This window comes from Agrobacterium sp. NPDC090283 (genome assembly GCF_044769685.1).
GTDB lineage: Bacteria > Pseudomonadota > Alphaproteobacteria > Rhizobiales > Rhizobiaceae > Agrobacterium.
Genome location: NZ_JBIVYG010000009.1, coordinates 63,781 through 81,426, shown reverse-complemented (window position 1 = coordinate 81,426; position 17,646 = coordinate 63,781). Strand labels below are relative to the sequence as shown.

The following is a 17,646-nucleotide window of genomic DNA, read 5'->3' as shown; positions in this document are numbered from 1 at the left end:
ATGGGGCTGATGAAAGAAACGGCGCGCAAGGCACTTCCGGACATTATTTTCGAGAGAATGCACCGCGCGATCAAATCCGGCGCCTACAAGCCGGATGAGCGGCTGCCGACCGAACATGAACTCGCGATGGAATTCGAAGTATCGCGACCGGTGGTGCGCGAGGCTTTGCGGCGGCTGCGCGAGCAGGGGTTCATTTATTCCCGCAGAGGTTCCGGCAGCTATGTCAGGGCTTTTGGCCTGCGCGAGCCGCTCGGTTTTGGCCAGCTTGAAAACGTCGCGGACCTTCTCAACTGTTACGAATTCAGGCTGACGCTGGAACCGGCGGCGGCCGCCGCGGCAGCTTTGCGGCACGATGGCGAGAGACTTGCAGCGATCCGGAAGGCGCTCGAACTGATGCGGGATGCGACCAATCGCCAGTCCCACCGTGAGGATGCCGATTATCAGTTTCACCTCGCCATCGCGCGGGCGGCGCGAAACAGTTATTTCTCCACCGCGATGGAAGCGTTGAAGGACCATATTGCCGTGGGCATGAAATTCCACGGCATGTCGGTGAAGCGGGAGGCATCCGGTCTGACGCGTGTTTTCGCCGAGCATGAGGCAATCGCAAAGGCAATCGCCGATGGGGACGCAGAGGCGGCGCGCCAGCTGATGCTCCAGCACCTGACCGGATCGCGCGACCGCCTGTTCGAGTCTTCGCACACGGACTAAGCGGGTGACCGAAGGCCGATGCGCGTGTCCGCGCACCGGATTTTTGCTCAAAAGGCGTGGCGGTAAATGCCGAGCACCTCCTCGACACTCATGTCGACGGGGTTATTGTCCATCAGCCGGCGGATGGCATGCGCATCTTCCGCATAGCGCGAAAGGTCAGCTTCAGTTGCGCCGTGCCGTGCAAGCGACATTTCAATGCCGAGCCCGGCGCAGAAGTCCGTTGCCGCCTTGCGCAGATCATCAGGCGAAAGATGCGCGCGAAGGCCGAGCGCTCCCGCCACTTCCGCCGTCTTCGCCGAAACCGCGGGCTGGTTGAAGGCCAGGACATGCGGAAAGACGATGGCGTTCGCCAGCCCGTGCGGCAGGTTGAGAAGCGTGCCGAGCGGATAGGCGATGGCGTGGCCGGCCGCCGTATTGACCGGGCCGAGGCAGATGCCGCCATAATAGGAGGCGAGCATCATGCCTTCCCGCGCTTCAGTATCCGCGCCATCGCGGACGGCGCGCGCCAGATATTTGCCGACCAGCGCAAAGCCCATGCGGGCGAAACCGTCGATCATCGGGTGGGCCTTGCGGTTGGTGAAGGCTTCGACGCAATGGGCCATGGCATCCACACCCGTCGCCGCCGTAACGGCTGGTGGAACGGAATAGGTCAGTTCCGGATCGAGTACGGCGAAATCCGCAATCAGATGAGGGCTTTCGACCGCGATCTTGTTGCCTTTCACCGGGTCTGTGATGAGCGAACGGATGCCGGCTTCCGAGCCGGTGCCGGCGGTGGTGGCGATCTGCACCAGCCGTGTGTCGCGCCCGGCAACCCTGTTTGGTCCGGCCACATCCTCAAGCGTCTGGCCGGAATTCCAGAGTGCCGCGACCAGCTTCGCCACATCCATCACCGAACCGCCGCCGAGGCCGACGACGAGATCCGGCTTGGCGGCGCGCGCCGCGGTGAGCGCCGCATCGAGCGTTGCGGTGTCCGGCTCGCCGGGAATGGCGTCGAAGATCGTGAAAGGGCCCTGCAATTCCAGCCGTTCGGCAAATTTCGCCGTCACCGGTGTGGCGATAATCAGGGTCGATGCGGTTTTTCCCGCCCAGGTGCCAACCTGTGAAACGGTGCCGGCGCCAACGGCGAGCCGGCGTGGCTGATGGATGAGAATGGGAGCTTTAGGCATGGTGCTCATCCCTTTCGGTCCTTGCCCGCCACGAGCTTGCGCGCATAGGCGATGGCGGAATTCATGTTGCCGTGATTGGCGATACCCTTGCCGGCAATGTCGAAAGCCGTGCCGTGATCGACGGAGGTGCGGTCGATCGGAAGATCGACAGAAACATTGACGGCGGTGTCGAAAGCGACAAGCTTGATCGGGATATGGCCCTGATCGTGATATTGCGCGACGACGAGATCGAAAGCGCCGGAATAAGCCCGGTGAAACACCGTATCGGCGGAAATCGGTCCCTGCACCTCGATGCCTTCAGCGCGTGCGGCGGCAACCGCAGGCGCAATCTGGTCGTCATCCTCGGTGCCGAACAGGCCGTTTTCACCACAATGCGGATTGATGCCGGCAACCGCGATGCGCGGCTGATCGTAACCGATGCGCTTCAGATGCGCGTTGCCGGCGCGGATTGTCGCCAGCACCCGCTCCGTCGTTGCGCGGCGAATGGCTTCCTGAAGGGAAACATGAGTCGAGACGTGAATGACCTTCAAACGTTCCGAGGCGAGCAGCATATAGGCGGCCGAGGAACCGGTTAGGCTTCTTAACATGCCGGTGTGGCCGTCATAATGATGGCCGGCGAGGTTTAGGGCTTCCTTGTTGATCGGCGCGGTGACGATGCAGCCGATTGCGCCGGCTTCGGCATCGCGAACGGCCTTTTCGATAAAGCGGAAAGCGGCGTCTCCGGCCACTGGCGACAGTGTACCCCAGGGCAGCGGTGCGCCTTCCACAGGCAGATCGACCACATGCTGGGAGAGATCGATATCAACGCCGAGCGCATCCCGCGCCGCTTCCAGCGTGGCGAGGTTTCCATAAATCCGCGTCGCCGCACGATCTGGGGCGGACATTTCGGCGAGCGCCCGCACCGTGATCTCGGGGCCGACGCCGCAGGGGTCCCCCATGGTGATGCCAATGATATTGCTCATCTTTGTCTCCCGTCGTTCTCGTCAGCCCAGCCGGGCGCCAGCCGGACATATTTGATTGCGCGGCGATGATAGGTGTAGCTCGCATGCAGCGTACCGTCCGGCGCTTCCAGAAGCCACGGATAGGACATTTCCAGATTGCGTCCATCGGTCGAATCGTTCGACAGGCAGGTGCCCGGCCCGTCTTCGATCAGGGTCCGGGTGGTAAAACTGCGCCCGCCATCCTCGGACAGGCAGATCGAAACCGGCGCGCGCGGCACGCCCCAGACCGGAACACAGCCACCATGCGGATCGGCATCCGGCCTGTCGTCTTCTTCTCCAAGCTCGTCATAAAGCGAGGCGCGGCGATCGCTCGACTGCGCGGCGCTGACGGGGTTGCAGATCATCGCCAGCCTGCCATCGCTGAGCCCGATCACGGCAATGGAAGAATTATTGTTGGGTACATCGGTCGGCTGTGGCTTCGACCAGGTGCGGCCACCATCGGCACTTTCGGTGCGATAAACGAAATCGGCCTGACGGCGGCGGAAGAAGGCGGCGTAGCGCCCGTTCGTCACCTTTACCGGGCTCATATGCACGCAGCCGGTCGATTCCTCCAGCCCCTGCAATTGCCATGTCGCGCCATTGTCCGTGGATATGCCGAGCGCTGCCGTATCATGGCTGCCGTTCCATTTCTGGCCGGGGCGCTGGACGCAGCGGAAGATCGGCAGCAGCCAGGCGCCGTCATCGCGAATGCGCAACGGCGCGCGGATGAAGCAGCCCCGCGGGAGATCGAGAAAGCGTCCTTCCTCGGACACAAGCTTTTCCGGTGCAGTCGCGTCGCGGCGGATTCGCGCCATGCGAATGCGGCATTCATCCTGATTGCCGGAGGGCTGGGCCGTGTGAAACAACCAGAGAGCGCCATCCGGTGCGGTGAACAGAACCGGGTTCTGTTCAGAATGGGCGGGGTCGTGGCTCAGACGCTGCGGCGGCCCCCAGCGGGTTGCACCGGCCGTGAGCACGGATGCGAAGATCGAAATATCCGATTTTCCTTCCAGCGTGCCGCCGAACCAGGCGCAGAGCAGGGTGCCGTCTTCCAGAAGGTGCAGGAAGCTCGCATGGTTCTGGATCATGGGCGACGGCAGGAAGGCTTCCTGCCGGTTTTCCGACACGGCATGGATGGCTCCGGTCATGGCGTGAGCGATGTCATCAGGGGTCATCGTGGTCTCCTCTTGTTCCGATGAAAATGACATATTTGAAAAGTTGTCAAGTTTATTTGATGAAAAAAGAGGATGTGTTATTTTTGGATATTGTAATTAAATATTTGTTTTTAATTGATAAAATTAAGAGATTTGGCTTGGGTAAAAATTGTTATCGAAAAATAAATTGACAAAAAATGCGATAGCGTCGATGCTCTGTTTACGGGTGGAGGAGACAGTCATCCGCACGCCATGCTCCTGATGCAGGAGACGGGGCTTTTTAGAGTGTCCCTTGCGGTGCGCCGCCATGTTGCTGAATTTCTGATCTGGGAGGAGAACGGAATGAAGAAGTCATTGATTGCGGGCGCCCTTGTCTTGGGTTCCTTCAGCGCCGCGGTTTCGCCGGTGCTAGCGGCATCGGGGCCGATCAAGATCGTGCTGGCGGAAGAGGCGGACCTGCTTGAGCCCTGCATGGCCACCCGCTCCAATATTGGCCGCATCATCATGGAAAATGTCAGCGAGACGCTGACCGAACTTGATGTACGCGGCAAGAAGGGCGTTCAGCCGCGCCTTGCCGAGAAGTGGGAGCAGAATGCCGACGGAAGCTGGCGTTTCCACCTGCGTGAAGGCGTGAAGTTTTCCGACGGCACGGCATTTGACGCCAAGGACGTCAAACACAGCTTCGAACGCATCATGAGCGACAAGAACGCCTGCGAGTCCCGTCGTTATTTCGGTGGCATGACCGTGACCCCGTCGATCGTCGATGATCACACGATCGATTTCAAGACCGAGCCGGCGCAGCCCATCCTGCCGCTGCTGATGTCGCTCGTCACCATCGTTCCCGAAGAAACCAAGATGGAATTCATCCGCGAGCCTGTGGGTACCGGACCTTACAAGCTCACCAACTGGACGCCGGGCCAGCAGATTGTGCTCACCGCGCGCGACGATTATTGGGGCGCCAAGCCGCAGGTGACGGAAGCGACCTATCTTTTCCGTGCCGATCCTTCGGTTCGCGCCGCCATGGTGCAGACCGGCGAAGCCGATCTTTCGCCTTCCATTTCGCAGCTCGACGCCACCAATGCGAAGACCGACTTTTCCTATCTCGACAGCGAGACGGTCTATATGCGCCTCGATCACAATATCGCGCCGCTGAACGATGTCAGGGTACGCCGCGCGCTCAATCTCGCCATCGACCGGCAGGCCTTCCTCGGTACGCTGGTTCCGGAGGGCGCCGTGCTGGCCACTGCGCTCGTTCCGCCGACCACGCTTGGCTGGAACCCCGACGTCAAGGTCTTCCCCTATGACCCCGAGGGCGCAAAGAAGCTGCTCGAGGAAGCCAAGGCTGCCGGTGTGAAGGTGGATACGCCGATCACCATCATCGCGCGCACGGCGAATTTCCCCAATGTCACCGAGATCATGGAGGCGATCCAGCAGCAATTGCAGGAAGTCGGCTTCAAGATCGACCTGAAATTCGTGGAAGTGGCCGAGCACGAAAGCTATTACTCCAAGCCCTTCAAGGAAGGCCGCGGACCGCAGATCGTCGCCGCCATGCACGACAATTCCAAGGGCGACCCGTCCTTCACCATGTTCTTCAAATATGCCACCAAGGGCACGCAGTCCGGCTTCTCGGACAAGAAGGTGGACGATCTGATCGAGCGTGCATCCACAGCCGTGGGTGACGAGCGCGCCAAGCTGTGGTCGGAGCTCATCGCCTATCTGCACGACGATGTGGTGGCGGATGTGCTGCTGTTCCACATGGTCGGCTTCTCCCGCGTCTCGGAGCGGCTGGACTTCAAGCCCACCATCGCCACCAACTCGATGCTGCAGCTTTCGGAAATCGGCATCAAATAAGACCCCGCGTCTTGTCAATTAAGAAGCGGCGGCGCAGCGAAAGCTTCGCCGCCGCATTGAAAAACCGGAGGCAACCATGCTGAGCTTCATCCGAAAACGTTCCGTTGCGAGCCTGATCTCCCTGATCGGCCTCATCGTCATGGTTTTCTTCCTGTCGCGCCTGACGGGGGACCCGGCCGCATTGTTTCTGCCGGTGGAGGCTTCGGAAGAGCTGAAGCAGCAGTTTCGGGCGTTGCACGGGCTGAACGATCCGCTGATGGTGCAGTTCCTGCGTTATGCGGGCGATGTGATGACGGGTGATTTAGGAGAATCGCTCAGAAAAGCCCGCCCGGCCCTGGATGTGGTGCTGGAGGCTTTCGTCTGGACGCTCTGGCTTGCGGTCATCACCATGTCGCTCGTCACCACCGCCGCCATCGTCATCGGTTCGCTTGCGGCTTTCCGCTCCGGCGGCTTCTTCGACCGCATGGCCTCCAGCATCTCGCTTATCGGTGCGTCCGTGCCGGATTTCTGGCTCGCCATCGTCGCCATCGTTGTCTTTTCCGTCAATCTCGCCTGGCTGCCCACGTCGGGCACGGGCTCCGTGCTGCATTGGATATTGCCGATTGCGGTTCTGTTCGTACGCCCCTTCGGCATTATCGTGCAGGTGGTGCGTGGCTCGATGATCGGCGCCTTGTCGTCGGCCTATGTCAAGACGGCGCGCGCCAAGGGCGTGAAGTCCGGTCCCATCATTTTCATTCACGCCTTGCGAAACGCCATGCTGCCGGTCATCACCGTCATCGGCGATCAGGCGGCAAGCCTTCTCAACGGCGCCGTCATCGTTGAAACCATTTTCGGTTTTCCCGGTGTCGGCAAGCTAATGATCGATTCCATTCTTCAGCGCGATTTCAACGTCGTGCTGGCGGCCATTCTCGTGACTGCGCTGGCGATCTTCCTGATGAATCTTCTGATCGATATCGCCTATGCGCTCCTCGATCCGCGTATCCGGCACTGAGGAGGCCGTTCAGCCATGAGCCTTTCCAACGCAGATACCGAGATCATCGCCGAGCCATCCTTCGCAACGCGCATGCTGCGCATGTTGTGGGCGGATAAATTCGCGCTCTGCGCCGCGATCTTTCTCATCCTTATCGTCATTCTCGCTTTTGTCGGCCCGGCATGGCTTGGCGATCTGGCGACGAAACAGAACCTGCGCGGGCGCAACCTTGCCCCGTTCGACTGGCAGCGCGAATGGTATTTCTGGCTGGGGGCGGATGCGCTCGGCCGCTCGCTTCTCGCGCGCATCGTCGCCGCCACGCAAAATACGATGATGATCGCGGCCGGCGCGGTGCTTCTTTCCGCCATCACCGGCACCGTGCTCGGGCTGATCGCCGGTTTTTCCTCCAACCGTGTCGGCCAGATCATCATGCGGCTCGCGGATGTGATCATGTCGTTCCCGTCGCTCTTGATCGCGGTCATCGTGCTTTATCTGCTTGGCTCCTCCATCCTCAATCTGATGCTGGTTCTCGCCATCACGCGTATTCCCGTTTACATCCGCACCACGAGGGCGGAGGTGCTGGAGGTGCGCGAGCGCATGTTCGTGCAGGCGGCGCGGGTGATGGGCGCATCGGGTAAACGCATCCTGTTCCGCCATATCCTTCCCGTCGTGTTGCCGACGCTGACGACGCTCGCAACGCTCGATTTCGCCTATGTGATGCTGGCGGAAAGTGCGCTGTCTTTCCTCGGTATCGGTATTCAACCGCCGGAAATCACCTGGGGCCTGATGATTTCGCAGGGACGGCAATATCTCACCAATGCCTGGTGGCTGTCCTTCTGGCCGGGGCTTGCCATCATCCTCACCACCCTGTCGCTCAACCTGCTTTCCAACTGGCTGCGCATCGCGCTTGATCCCGTGCAGCGCTGGCGGCTGGAAATGAAAGGCCGCAAGCATGGCTGACCATCTTCTCGACGTGCGCAATCTTTCCGTGGAGTTTCACACCGCAAGCGGTGTCGTCCATGCGGTGAAGGATGTTTCCTACCATATCGACCGTGGTGAAACGCTGGCTATCCTCGGCGAAAGCGGTTCGGGCAAGTCGGTTTCGTCCTCGGCCATCATGAACCTCATCGACATGCCTCCGGGCCGTATCAGCAGCGGCCAGATATTGCTTGACGGTCAGGACCTTCTGACCATGCCGGCCGAGGCGCGCCGCGAAATCAACGGCCGGCGTATCGCCATGATCTTTCAGGATCCGCTCAGCCACCTCAACCCCGTCTACACCGTCGGCTGGCAGATTCGCGAGGCGATGACCACCCATGGCATGGGCAAGACGGAGGCGGAAGCGGAGGCGAGGCGGCTTGTCGCCCGTGTAGGCATTCCCGATCCCGACCGGGCACTCACGAAATATCCGCATGAATTTTCCGGCGGCCAGCGCCAGCGCGTGATGATCGCCATGGCGCTGGCGCTTCGGCCCGATATCCTGATCGCCGATGAACCGACCACCGCGCTTGACGTGACGGTGCAGGCCGAAGTGCTTTCGCTGCTCAGGGAATTGCAGCGGGAGACCGGGATGGCCGTGCTCATCATCACTCATGATCTCGGTGTCGTCGCCGAAATCGCCGACCGGGTGGTGGTGATGGAAAAAGGCGTTCTGGTTGAGGCCGGCACGGTGCGCGAGGTCTATCGCAACCCGCAACACCCCTATACCCGCAAACTCATCAGCGCCGCGCCGGGCAGGGGCGCCATGCATGAGCCGCAGGCGGCGGGCGAAGCGCTGCTTAGCGTGCGTGATGTGCGCAAGCGTTACGGCGCCTTCGATGCGCTGAAGGGTATCTCCTTCGACCTCATGGAAGGCGAAACCATCGCGGTCGTCGGCGAAAGCGGTTCCGGCAAATCGACGCTGGCGCGTATTCTCTTGCGGCTCGACGAGCCGGATGCGGGCAGCGCGGTGTGGAAGGGTCGTGACCTCTTCAAGCTTTCGCCTGCGGAACTCTTCGCGCTCCGGCGGGATCTGCAGATGGTCTTTCAGGATCCCACCCAGTCGCTCAATCCTCGCATGACGGTTTTCCAGCTGATTTCCGAGGCGTGGATCATTCATCCGGAGATATTGCCTAAGGCAAAATGGCGTGAACGGGTTGCCGAATTGCTGCATCAGGTCGGTCTTTCGCCGGATCATATGCGGCGTTATCCACACCAGTTCTCCGGCGGCCAGCGGCAGCGGATCGCCATTGCCCGCGCATTGGCGCTGGAGCCGAAGCTCATCATCTGCGACGAGGCGGTCTCGGCGCTCGACGTCTCGGTTCAGGCGCAGGTCATCGCACTGCTGGACAAGCTGCGCCGCGAAATGGGCCTCTCTTTCATCTTCATCGCGCATGATCTGCCGGTGGTCCGGGACTTTGCCGATCACGTCATGGTCATGCAGCGGGGAGAGGTGGTGGAGTTCGGCACCGTCCGGCAGGTTTTCGAAGCGCCGCGCGAGGCCTATACCCGTGCCCTTCTGTCTGCGAGCCTCGATCCCGATCCCGACATGCAGTCCCGGCGTCATCCGGCCGTCGCCGGCGACACCGTCGCAAATTCAAGCGGAGTTCTTTCATGACCAAACAAGCTTTCGTCGCGCTCGTCACCTGTTTCAACGAGGACGAAACCATCAATTATCAGGCGACCCGTGCCCAGGTGCGTCGCCAGGTGGCCGCCGGCAACAACATCATGTGCGCCGGCACCAATGGCGATTTCACCGCGCTGACGCATGAGGAAAAAATCCGGCTGACGGAAGAGGTGGTAGACGAAGTTGCAGGTCGCGCCAAGGTCATCGTCAATGCCGGCATGCCCGCAACGTTTGAAACCCTGCAATTGGCTCAAGCCTTCGACCGCATCGGCGTTGACGGCATCGCCGTGATCACGCCTTTCTTCATCGCCTGCACGCAGGATGGTTTGATCCGCCATTTCTCGACGGTGGCCGACGCCGTTGAAACGCCGGTCTATCTCTACGACATTCCCGCCCGCACCCAGAACCATATAGAGCCGGAAACCGCGCGCAAACTTGCTACCCATGGCAATATTGCCGGTATCAAGGATTCCGGCGGCGCACAGCAGACGCTGGAAGCCTATCTTCAGGTGGCGAAGGAGATGCCCGGTTTCGAGGTCTATTCCGGCCCGGATCACCTCGTCCTCTGGTCGTTGCAGAACGGTGCCGCAGGCTGCATTTCCGGCCTCGGCAACGCGCTGCCGGATGTACTTGCCGGCATTCTCAACGCTTTCAACGCCGGCGACATCACCGAGGCCGAACGCCAGCAGGCAATCTACGCCGATTTCCGTACCGATCTCTACGCCCTCGGTTTCGCGCCGGCCATGGTCAAGCGCTCGCTTTATCTCCAGGACGCCTCCGTCGGCGCCAGCCGCCAACCGGCCCTTCTGCCGGACAAAGAGCAGGATGAAAAAATTCTGGAGATCTTGCGGCGTTATCAACGGCTTTGACGCCGCTACCGAATGTGACGCGCAGCGGTGCGGATCGCGTGCGTCATCTCAAAAATATCTGCGAAAACGGCCAGAAGCCGAAGCGTTTCGCCCGCCTCATCCATGACGAATAATTTGTGACATAAACACGAAATTTCCCTTGTCAGTCACGCCATTGATGTTTAAGAGGAGCGCGCAACGTAAGCGTTCGCGCATGCGGAGAGGTGGCAGAGTGGTCGAATGCACCGCACTCGAAATGCGGCATACCTGCAAGGGTATCGTGGGTTCGAATCCCACCCTCTCCGCCATTCTGAACCTGAGTAGCCAGTGTTTCCCTCGATAACGTATAGCCAGGCCAAACTAGCTGCCGCTTTCAGATAAAATATTTAAGCGAAGTGCCACATTCAAGGCACTTCGTGGTTCTCGATGGTGCTCACGATGATCGAGCCGTGCTAAGCGGGATTGAGCTGGCTAAAGCGAGCTAAAACTGGGGCATAGAACGCTTGAACATCCGCGTCATCCGATATCCATCCAACTTGGGAATTGTTGTGGAGAATGTCCACTAACTCGTTGATGTGCGCATCAGTAAATTCGGGGTTCTCAGGGAATCTCGCGATAACTGTATGGGTTGTCGCGAAACTACCGCTTCCCGCCAATTCAGCAATTAGCGCGGCGAGCTGCTGCTGCATTGCCAAATGAATTGTTGGGACATGCTTGGAAAAGAAGCTCGGCAAATCTCTGTAAAAGAAAATCTCAGAACTTTTCTTCTCCCTCCATTCGTTGTGCATAAACAAATTCAATCTGTCTTGGCCGAGGGGTGAAGAATAATCCCCATCAGCTGATACAAGATGTAAATCCTCACCGTCCGGAGCTTCAGAAAGGGCGAACTCCCAATTAATTTCATCTCCACATGTATGGGACTTTTTCCCCGGTGGGTTTCCTACCCTGAACCTATTTATGGCGGCGTTAAAAACCTTCTCGCTAATCTCTTTTATCCCGGCCGCTTGTAGAAGCGCATCAATCATTCTGTCTGCGTCAAGTTCATTGGCTTCTATGGAAGCTTCGACTTCATTGATGAGCTGCGAGTGCTTTTTGTTGGCTTCTTTCAGAATTTCCTGAAGCTGTAGAAATGCTTCGAGGTTCTTAACAAATGCAGGCGCTTGGCATTTTAAAGCGGTCTCTCGTAAAGCTTTAAACGATTCTCGAATTTTGTTTTCTCTGTTCCTGCGAATCTCGTCGCGCAACTGAGTGCTTGCAAAAAGACGGACTTCCCCTTGAGCAACGAATTGTCGGAGTTTGTCCAGTTGTGCAACGTCAGCATTCGATAGCGAATAAAACGAAAGGTAGATGTTTGTGTCTAGAAAGAGGTTTAGAGGCATTGATCAGCTTTTTGATTACAGACATTTCAACCATTGAATGTATATAACCTTCCCACCCGCCGGTTAAGAAATCTTGCTATGCCGCTTCCAGGGGGAACCATCAGATTTGCCTAGTGGAGGTAACACTGACCGGGGAGGAGCGGGAACCGGCTTGAACCGGCCTATCCGCGTTTTCAGATCAGCCTTTTGCGCAGCCAGGCCGATGCAGCGTCTATCAGGTAGACCATGGCGATGATCAGGAAGATGATCGACCAGGCTTCCGGCCAGCGGAAGGCATGCATGCGGTCTGCAAGCAGGAAGCCGATGCCGCCGGCGCCGACGATGCCGAGGATGGTGCCGGAGCGGGCGTTGGATTCGAAATTATAGAGGATGATCGACAGGATGACCGGAAGCGATTGCGGGATGATCGCATAGCGGATCGCCTGGAAGCGGCTGCCGCCCGAGGCCTTGACGCCTTCGACCGGCCGGCGCGACGTATTCTCGATCGCTTCCGCGAAGAGTTTTGCGAATGTGCCGATTTCCGACACCGCGATCGCCAGGATGCCGGCCATGGGGCCGAGGCCGAAGGCGCGGATGAAGATCAGCGCCAGGATGATCTGCTCGACGGCGCGCAGCGCATCGAAGCCGCGCCGCGAGATGAGCCGCAGCCAGCCGAGCGGCATGATGTTCCTGGCGCCGAGAAGGGCGAGCGGCAGGGCGGCGACCGCGCCGAGCAGCGTGCCGAGAAAGGCCATGACGGCGGTTTCGCCGAGACCCTCGAGGATTTCGCGCCATTCTTCCCACCTGGTCCAGACATGCGGCGGGAACATGAAGGCGATGATATTGCCGAGCCGCGTCAGGCCCTGGAGAATGCGCGACGGCGTCATGCCGAAGGCGACGACTGCATAAACCACAGGGGTAAGTAGCAGAACGATGATGGCGTAAGGCAAAAGGCGCTTTGCGAGCGGCTTGTCGAAGGCTTCGGGCAGCCGCAGCCTTGCGGTCTTCACGCTATCGGCTTGCGCCGCGATGGTTTCTGCGGTCATGCCCAGCTCTCCGAAAGGCCGATGATGCGGTGGCGCAGCTTTTCGCTGGCGAAGTCCATGATTGTCACCGTCACCAGAATGATGACGAACAGCGCCGAGAGGTCGGTATATTCCTGCAGCGACATGGCGGTGCGGATTTCCTGGCCGAGGCCGCCGGCGCCGACATAACCGATGATCGAGGACGAACGGACGTTGATCTCGAAACGCAGCAGGGTATAGCTGATGACGTTGGGGATGACCTGCGGCACGGCGCCGTAGCGCATCTGCTGGAACCAGTTGCCGCCCGACGCCCTGATACCTTCGATCGGCCGCATGTCGATATTTTCGTTGGCCTCGGAATAGAGCTTGCCGAGCGAGCCGGTCGCGTGCAGCCCGATCGCCAGCACGCCCGCGAGCGGCCCGATGCCGAAGCAAAAGACGAAGATCAGCCCCCAGACCAGCTCCGGCACGGTGCGGATGATTTCGAGATAGCGGCGGGTCACAGTGGAGACGAGCTTGCCGGGGCTTAAGTTGCGGGCGGCGAAGAAGCTCAAGACGAAACCGCCGAAGACGCCGAGCACGGTCGCCGCATAGGCGATCAGGATCGTCTCCAAAAGCAGGTTGAGCCAGGTTTTCCAACGCCAGAACCATTCGGCGAGATCGGAGCCGAAGGTCGCAAAACGCAGTTTCGGAACGGTCTTTTCCAGATATTCGCCAAGCCGCGGCAGGCCGGCCCAGATCTTCAGCATCGAAACACGCTCGCCGCCGGGCAGAGAGACGTCGGTGAAGCCGAAAAAGCCGCCGACATAGGCCGAAAACAGCACGGCCGCGACGAAAAGCAGCGTCGAGACGATCTGCACGCGCCATGCGCTTCGCCGTGCCCGCGCATAATCGGCGTGGAAATTGCCGATCGCCAGAGATTGAACGGCTATTGATTGATCGGTCATCGCTTGAACGGTCATTGTCTGAACAGCCTCGGCCTACCCGGAAAAGAAGTGACGCCGGCGAAATCCGGCGCCACGTTGCATCGAACGCGGTATCAGCCCTGGCGGCGCTGATTGCGCAGCCATTCGCGCATTTCGACGATCCATTCGTAACGCTTGTGATCGACCTCGATATAGCCGACCTGGGATTCGTTGCCGGAGGTGATTTCCTTGTAGACGGCCGGGTCGTTCTTCGGCAGCGCCTTGATTGCGCTCTTGACGGCGGCGATGAGGTCGGCCGGCAGGTTCTTGCGGGTGGTCAGCGGGCCGTTGGTTATTTCCGGCGACTGCCAGATGCGGCAGATCTGGCCGGCGGGAATCATGCCCTTTTCTTCCATGCGCTGCGGAATGCCGTTCTTCTCGGTGTTGATATAGGTCGCCGCCGCGTCGAACTGCTTGTTGAACACGCCCATGACGCCCGTCTCATGCGAGCCCGAGAAAGGGACCGCCGAGAAGTAGGTCTTCGGATCGTAGCCCTGCTTGACGAGGTTGAAGAACGGCACGGCATAGCCGGAGGTGGAATCCGGGTCGGCGAAAGCGAGAACCTTGCCCTTCAGGTCTTCGATCTTCTTGTAGCCGGAGTCGCAACGCACGGCGACGACCGAGTAATAGCCGCTGGCGCCGTCCTTGTCGACCTGGGCGAGAAGGGGCTCGACGCCGCCGTTGCTTTCGGTATAGGCGGCGGCATAGGCCGACGAACCGAGATTGGCGAACTCGATCTGGTTGGAGGAAAGCGCCTGGACGACGCCGTCATAGCTGCCGGCGGTGAAAATCTCGACCTTCACGCCGAGCTGGTTTTCCAGATAGGCCGTAAAGCCCTTCCAGCGGGCGATACGGTCCCTTTCGTTTTCGGCGGAGGTGATGCCGAAGCGGATCGTCTTGTAGGTCTGCTTCCATTCCTGCGCCTGGGCGGTGCTCAGGCCGGAAAAGGCAAGCGCGGCCGTCACGGCCACTGTCATGAGGACGTTTTTCATTGATCTCTCCAGGGATGAACTTGCGGCCCGGCGCCATTGCCGGTGCCGAAGGGTCGTCAGGCCATCGCCGCCTGCCGGCTCTCATTTTCCGCCGGGGCGCGAATGGCCGTCGATGTCACGGTTTCGTCGAGTTCGAATTCGCCGCCCTCGTCGCCGTAGATGCTGTTCAGTCGCTCGCGGGTCAGTTCCGCCGGCGTTCCTTCGAAAACCACGCGGCCGAAGCGCATGGCGATGATCCGGTCGCAATAGGCGCGCGCCGTATCGAGCGTATGCAGGTTGACGAGGACGGTTATCCTGTCCTCGCGGTTGATGCGGCGCAGCGCCTCCATGACGCGGGTCGCGTTGGCGGGGTCGAGCGAGGCGATCGGCTCGTCGGCCAGCATGATTTCCGGGCGCTGCACCAGCGCCTTGGCGATCGCGACGCGCTGCTGCTGGCCGCCGGACAGCGTGCCGGCCTTCTGAAGGGCCTGCGGCAGGAGATCGAGGCGCGCCAGCGCCTGGACCGCCATGGCGGTTTCCTCTTCCGTGAAGCGGCGTGCAACGGTCGGGAAGACACCCTGGTGGGCGATGCGGCCGATCAGGACATTGGTCAGAACGTCCATGCGCTCGACCAGATTGAACTGCTGGAAGATCATGGCGCAGGAGGCGCGCCATAGCCGCAGATCGCGGCCCCTGAGCCTGGTAATGTCGCGGCCGTCGAACATGATGCGGCCGTTGGTCGGCTCTATCAGCCGGTTGACGAGCCTGAGCAGGGTCGATTTTCCGGCGCCGCTGCGGCCGATAATGCCGACCATCTGACCGGCATCGACAGTAATCGTTACGTCATCGACAGCATTCGTCTGACCAAATGTCTTCTTGATAGAGTATAGTTCCAGCATCAATCTCGCCCTTGAAGCAAAGAAAGTTTCTCCCCGCCATCTATCGAGATGGAGGATGCTCGGTTTCTGAGGTAAATTATTAAGCCGTGTACGTGACAGAATTATTTATAAGTCGTTTATCTTTGGAAATTTATTCTGGTATTGCCGAAATATGTTCGAGTTTTCCGAACGATTGCAGGATTTTTTGGAATGGCAGACCATTTCGGGCCGGAAATCGCCTCCAGCCCGCAGGGTGTTTTCGAAACTTTCTTATGCCGCTACCGGGCGTGCGACCCTCACGGCGCCGTCGGACCAGATTTTCCGGCCGCCCCTTATGGTGGCGCGCAGGCGCGGCATGCGGCTGCGTTCGGCGATCACGAGGTCGGCGCGCAGGCCCTCGGCGATCCGGCCGCGGTCGGTGAGACCCAAGGCCGCCGCCGGGTTGGCGCTGGCAAGCGCCACGGCGGCCGGCAGACCGCCATCGCTCAACTCCGCGAGAGCGATCACCGCCGGCAGGATGGCCGAGGGGTGATAATCGCTGGCCAATATATCGAGCACGCCGGCCTCGAAAGCCTCGCGCGCCGAGAGATTGCCGGAATAAGAGAGACCGCGCAGCGCGTTCGGCGCGCCCATGGCTGTCGCCAGTCCCAGCCGCTTGGCTTCCGTCGCCACTTCGAGCGTGATCGGGAATTCGCTGATCGCGGCGCCGATGCCATGCATCAGCGCAACCTTTTCGAGCGTATCGTCGTCGTGGGAGGCGATTGCCACGCCCCTTTCCCGCGCCAGTTCGGCCAGGCCGGTCACGACATGCATGGCGTCGCCATGGGCTTCGCGCTGGGCAATGCGCTCCTTCACCATCTCGACGGCGGTGGCATAATCGATCTTTCTCGCCTTCGCCATGTTGCGGGTGTGGATTTCGAGGTCGCGATACTGGCCCTGTCCCGGCGTGTGGTCCATCAGCGAGATCATGCCGAGCGCACCTGAAGTCATCAGTCTTTCGGCGACGTCTATCGCCGAGGGATAGGTGATCTCGAAACGGGCATGGACGCGGTGGTCGATCAAAAGCTCGTCGCGCATGTCGGTGAGCGCCGAAATCAGCGCCGTCGTATGCTCCACGGAGCGGACATTGCCGTAGGTCGCCGGTGTGAAGGCGAGCGCCGCATAGGCGGTGGTGATACCGTTCGCCGCGAGCTTCTTGTCGAGGTCGTAAATGCCGAGTTCGAGCGGCATGCGCACATTGGCGCGCGGCTCGACTTCCTTCTCGATCATGTCGCCATGCATATCGACGAAGCCCGGCAGGAGCAGCCGGCCTTCGCCATCAATATCCGCATTGGCGACCTGCTTGTCGCTGATCTCGGCGATCAGGCCGTTTTCGATCCGCAACGCGCCGCGCTCGATGACCCGGTCCTTCAGGACGATTTCGAAATTAGTCAACCACATTGTCTGCCTCATCCGCAATCTTGATGGTTTCCAATTGAATTTCCCGATCGATGAGATGGGCGACGTCTTCCGGGTGATGGAAGACGCCGATCATCGCCACACCGGAAGCCTTGAGTTCGGCAAGCCGGTCGACCAGGGCCTTGCGCGCCGAACGGTCGAGCGAGGCGGTCGGCTCGTCGAGCAGCAGCAGGCGCTGCGGCAGGATGAGGGCGCGGGCCAGATTGACCTTCTGCTGCTCGCCACCGGAGAAGGTGGAGGGATAGGCCGGCCAGAGCTGCGGCTTGACGCCGAAGGCCGAGAGCCAGCGGCGAGCCTCCGCCAGGGCTTGCCCATGCGCCATGCCGGCAAGACGCAAGGGTTCGGCGACGATTTCCTCGGCCGCGACGCGGGGACGGGCATTGAGAAACTGGGTGACGAAGCCGATTTCCCGACGGCGCAGCACGGCGATATCGACATCGGCGGCCGATGCCAGATCGATCGCGCCTTCCTTCGTGTAATACCAGGCATGGCCGGCGCGCGGCAGGTAGGAGCGGTAGATGGTGCGCAGCAGGGTGGATTTGCCCGCGCCGTTTTCGCCCCTCAAAAGGATGAATTCGCCTTCGCCGAGTTCGAATTCGATATTCTCGAACGCGTAGAGGGTGCGCTTGAGGTGGTGCATCTCGAACTGCTTGGCGAGACCTTCGATGCGCAGCACGGGCGCGCGCTTGGGAGACGCTTGAATATTCAT

At 60.2% G+C, this 17,646-nt stretch carries 16 protein-coding genes and 1 tRNA gene; 7 read left to right on the top strand and 10 right to left on the bottom strand.

Annotated elements, in window-relative coordinates; translation table 11 throughout:
* Positions 1-708, top strand: coding sequence for a FadR/GntR family transcriptional regulator (locus ACIQUH_RS14905; RefSeq protein ID WP_003506041.1), 708 nt, complete (start codon positions 1-3; stop codon positions 706-708).
* Between the two features lie 47 nt (positions 709-755).
* On the opposite strand, the gene ACIQUH_RS14900 is transcribed toward ACIQUH_RS14905, so the two are convergent.
* From ACIQUH_RS14900 to ACIQUH_RS14890, 3 genes are read right to left on the bottom strand one after another with little or no spacing between them, the layout of a single operon-like run.
* Positions 756-1,883, bottom strand: a complete 1,128-nt coding sequence (locus tag ACIQUH_RS14900) for an iron-containing alcohol dehydrogenase (RefSeq protein WP_400816359.1) — start codon at positions 1,881-1,883, stop codon at positions 756-758.
* Positions 1,880-2,836: a 4-hydroxythreonine-4-phosphate dehydrogenase PdxA gene (pdxA, locus tag ACIQUH_RS14895; RefSeq protein WP_400816357.1), complete on the bottom strand. Its 957-nt coding sequence runs from the start codon at positions 2,834-2,836 to the stop codon at positions 1,880-1,882. Before pdxA ends, ACIQUH_RS14900 begins: the two co-directional genes overlap by 4 nt.
* Positions 2,833-4,029 (bottom strand): exo-alpha-sialidase, encoded by a 1,197-nt coding sequence (locus tag ACIQUH_RS14890; RefSeq protein ID WP_400816355.1) that lies wholly within the window; start codon positions 4,027-4,029, stop codon positions 2,833-2,835. The genes pdxA and ACIQUH_RS14890 overlap by 4 nt, the downstream gene beginning before the upstream one ends.
* 321 nt (positions 4,030-4,350) lie before the next feature.
* On the opposite strand from ACIQUH_RS14890, the gene ACIQUH_RS14885 reads away from it, so the two are divergent.
* The 6 genes from ACIQUH_RS14885 (at position 4,351) to ACIQUH_RS14860 (ending at position 10,590) form a co-directional block, all read left to right on the top strand.
* Complete coding sequence (locus tag ACIQUH_RS14885) at positions 4,351-5,859, top strand: ABC transporter substrate-binding protein (RefSeq protein WP_400816353.1); 1,509 nt, start codon at positions 4,351-4,353, stop codon at positions 5,857-5,859.
* 76 nt (positions 5,860-5,935) lie between these two features.
* Positions 5,936-6,850: an ABC transporter permease gene (locus ACIQUH_RS14880; protein WP_035262398.1), complete on the top strand. Its 915-nt coding sequence runs from the start codon at positions 5,936-5,938 to the stop codon at positions 6,848-6,850.
* A gap of 15 nt (positions 6,851-6,865) precedes the next feature.
* Positions 6,866-7,789 (top strand): ABC transporter permease, encoded by a 924-nt coding sequence (locus tag ACIQUH_RS14875; protein WP_400816350.1) that lies wholly within the window; start codon positions 6,866-6,868, stop codon positions 7,787-7,789.
* Positions 7,782-9,425 (top strand): ABC transporter ATP-binding protein, encoded by a 1,644-nt coding sequence (locus ACIQUH_RS14870; RefSeq protein WP_400816348.1) that lies wholly within the window; start codon positions 7,782-7,784, stop codon positions 9,423-9,425. Before ACIQUH_RS14875 ends, ACIQUH_RS14870 begins: the two co-directional genes overlap by 8 nt.
* Positions 9,422-10,303, top strand: a complete 882-nt coding sequence (locus tag ACIQUH_RS14865) for a dihydrodipicolinate synthase family protein (protein ID WP_400816346.1) — start codon at positions 9,422-9,424, stop codon at positions 10,301-10,303. Before ACIQUH_RS14870 ends, ACIQUH_RS14865 begins: the two co-directional genes overlap by 4 nt.
* 197 nt (positions 10,304-10,500) lie before the next feature.
* A tRNA-Ser gene (locus ACIQUH_RS14860) sits at positions 10,501-10,590 on the top strand.
* Between the two features lie 144 nt (positions 10,591-10,734).
* Here the strand turns inward: ACIQUH_RS14860 and ACIQUH_RS14855 are convergent.
* The 7 genes from ACIQUH_RS14855 to ACIQUH_RS14825 all read right to left on the bottom strand — a co-directional run bounded on the left by ACIQUH_RS14855 (position 10,735) and on the right by ACIQUH_RS14825 (position 17,646).
* Positions 10,735-11,661: a PIN domain-containing protein gene (locus tag ACIQUH_RS14855; RefSeq protein ID WP_400816344.1), complete on the bottom strand. Its 927-nt coding sequence runs from the start codon at positions 11,659-11,661 to the stop codon at positions 10,735-10,737.
* Positions 11,662-11,834: 173 nt separating this feature from the next.
* A complete protein-coding gene (gene phnE, locus ACIQUH_RS14850) occupies positions 11,835-12,686 on the bottom strand; it encodes a phosphonate ABC transporter, permease protein PhnE (RefSeq protein WP_400816342.1) in 852 nt (283 codons plus the stop codon).
* On the bottom strand, positions 12,683-13,627 hold the full coding sequence (gene phnE / locus ACIQUH_RS14845) for a phosphonate ABC transporter, permease protein PhnE (protein ID WP_400816340.1): 945 nt from the start codon (positions 13,625-13,627) through the stop codon (positions 12,683-12,685). Before phnE (ACIQUH_RS14845) ends, phnE (ACIQUH_RS14850) begins: the two co-directional genes overlap by 4 nt.
* A gap of 77 nt (positions 13,628-13,704) precedes the next feature.
* Positions 13,705-14,622 carry a phosphonate ABC transporter substrate-binding protein gene (gene phnD, locus ACIQUH_RS14840; protein WP_400816338.1) on the bottom strand — a complete coding sequence of 306 codons (918 nt, stop codon included), beginning with the start codon at positions 14,620-14,622 and terminating at the stop codon, positions 13,705-13,707.
* Positions 14,623-14,678: 56 nt separating this feature from the next.
* A complete protein-coding gene (gene phnC, locus ACIQUH_RS14835) occupies positions 14,679-15,500 on the bottom strand; it encodes a phosphonate ABC transporter ATP-binding protein (RefSeq protein WP_400816336.1) in 822 nt (273 codons plus the stop codon).
* A 249-nt stretch (positions 15,501-15,749) separates the two neighbouring features.
* Entirely contained in the window at positions 15,750-16,919 is a 1,170-nt protein-coding gene (locus ACIQUH_RS14830; protein WP_400816334.1) for an alpha-D-ribose 1-methylphosphonate 5-triphosphate diphosphatase, read from the bottom strand.
* Positions 16,906-17,646: a phosphonate C-P lyase system protein PhnL gene (locus tag ACIQUH_RS14825; protein ID WP_400816332.1), complete on the bottom strand. Its 741-nt coding sequence runs from the start codon at positions 17,644-17,646 to the stop codon at positions 16,906-16,908. Before ACIQUH_RS14825 ends, ACIQUH_RS14830 begins: the two co-directional genes overlap by 14 nt.

Coding starts and splice junctions, on each gene's coding strand:
- ACIQUH_RS14905 (WP_003506041.1), top strand. CDS start 1: ATGGGGCTGATGAAAGAAACGGCGCGCAAGGCACTTCCGGACATTATT.
- ACIQUH_RS14900 (WP_400816359.1), bottom strand. CDS start 1,883: ATGAGCACCATGCCTAAAGCTCCCATTCTCATCCATCAGCCACGCCGG.
- pdxA (WP_400816357.1), bottom strand. CDS start 2,836: ATGAGCAATATCATTGGCATCACCATGGGGGACCCCTGCGGCGTCGGC.
- ACIQUH_RS14890 (WP_400816355.1), bottom strand. CDS start 4,029: ATGACCCCTGATGACATCGCTCACGCCATGACCGGAGCCATCCATGCC.
- ACIQUH_RS14885 (WP_400816353.1), top strand. CDS start 4,351: ATGAAGAAGTCATTGATTGCGGGCGCCCTTGTCTTGGGTTCCTTCAGC.
- ACIQUH_RS14880 (WP_035262398.1), top strand. CDS start 5,936: ATGCTGAGCTTCATCCGAAAACGTTCCGTTGCGAGCCTGATCTCCCTG.
- ACIQUH_RS14875 (WP_400816350.1), top strand. CDS start 6,866: ATGAGCCTTTCCAACGCAGATACCGAGATCATCGCCGAGCCATCCTTC.
- ACIQUH_RS14870 (WP_400816348.1), top strand. CDS start 7,782: ATGGCTGACCATCTTCTCGACGTGCGCAATCTTTCCGTGGAGTTTCAC.
- ACIQUH_RS14865 (WP_400816346.1), top strand. CDS start 9,422: ATGACCAAACAAGCTTTCGTCGCGCTCGTCACCTGTTTCAACGAGGAC.
- ACIQUH_RS14855 (WP_400816344.1), bottom strand. CDS start 11,661: ATGCCTCTAAACCTCTTTCTAGACACAAACATCTACCTTTCGTTTTAT.
- phnE (WP_400816342.1), bottom strand. CDS start 12,686: ATGACCGCAGAAACCATCGCGGCGCAAGCCGATAGCGTGAAGACCGCA.
- phnE (WP_400816340.1), bottom strand. CDS start 13,627: ATGACCGTTCAAGCGATGACCGATCAATCAATAGCCGTTCAATCTCTG.
- phnD (WP_400816338.1), bottom strand. CDS start 14,622: ATGAAAAACGTCCTCATGACAGTGGCCGTGACGGCCGCGCTTGCCTTT.
- phnC (WP_400816336.1), bottom strand. CDS start 15,500: ATGCTGGAACTATACTCTATCAAGAAGACATTTGGTCAGACGAATGCT.
- ACIQUH_RS14830 (WP_400816334.1), bottom strand. CDS start 16,919: ATGTGGTTGACTAATTTCGAAATCGTCCTGAAGGACCGGGTCATCGAG.
- ACIQUH_RS14825 (WP_400816332.1), bottom strand. CDS start 17,646: ATGAATATTCAAGCGTCTCCCAAGCGCGCGCCCGTGCTGCGCATCGAA.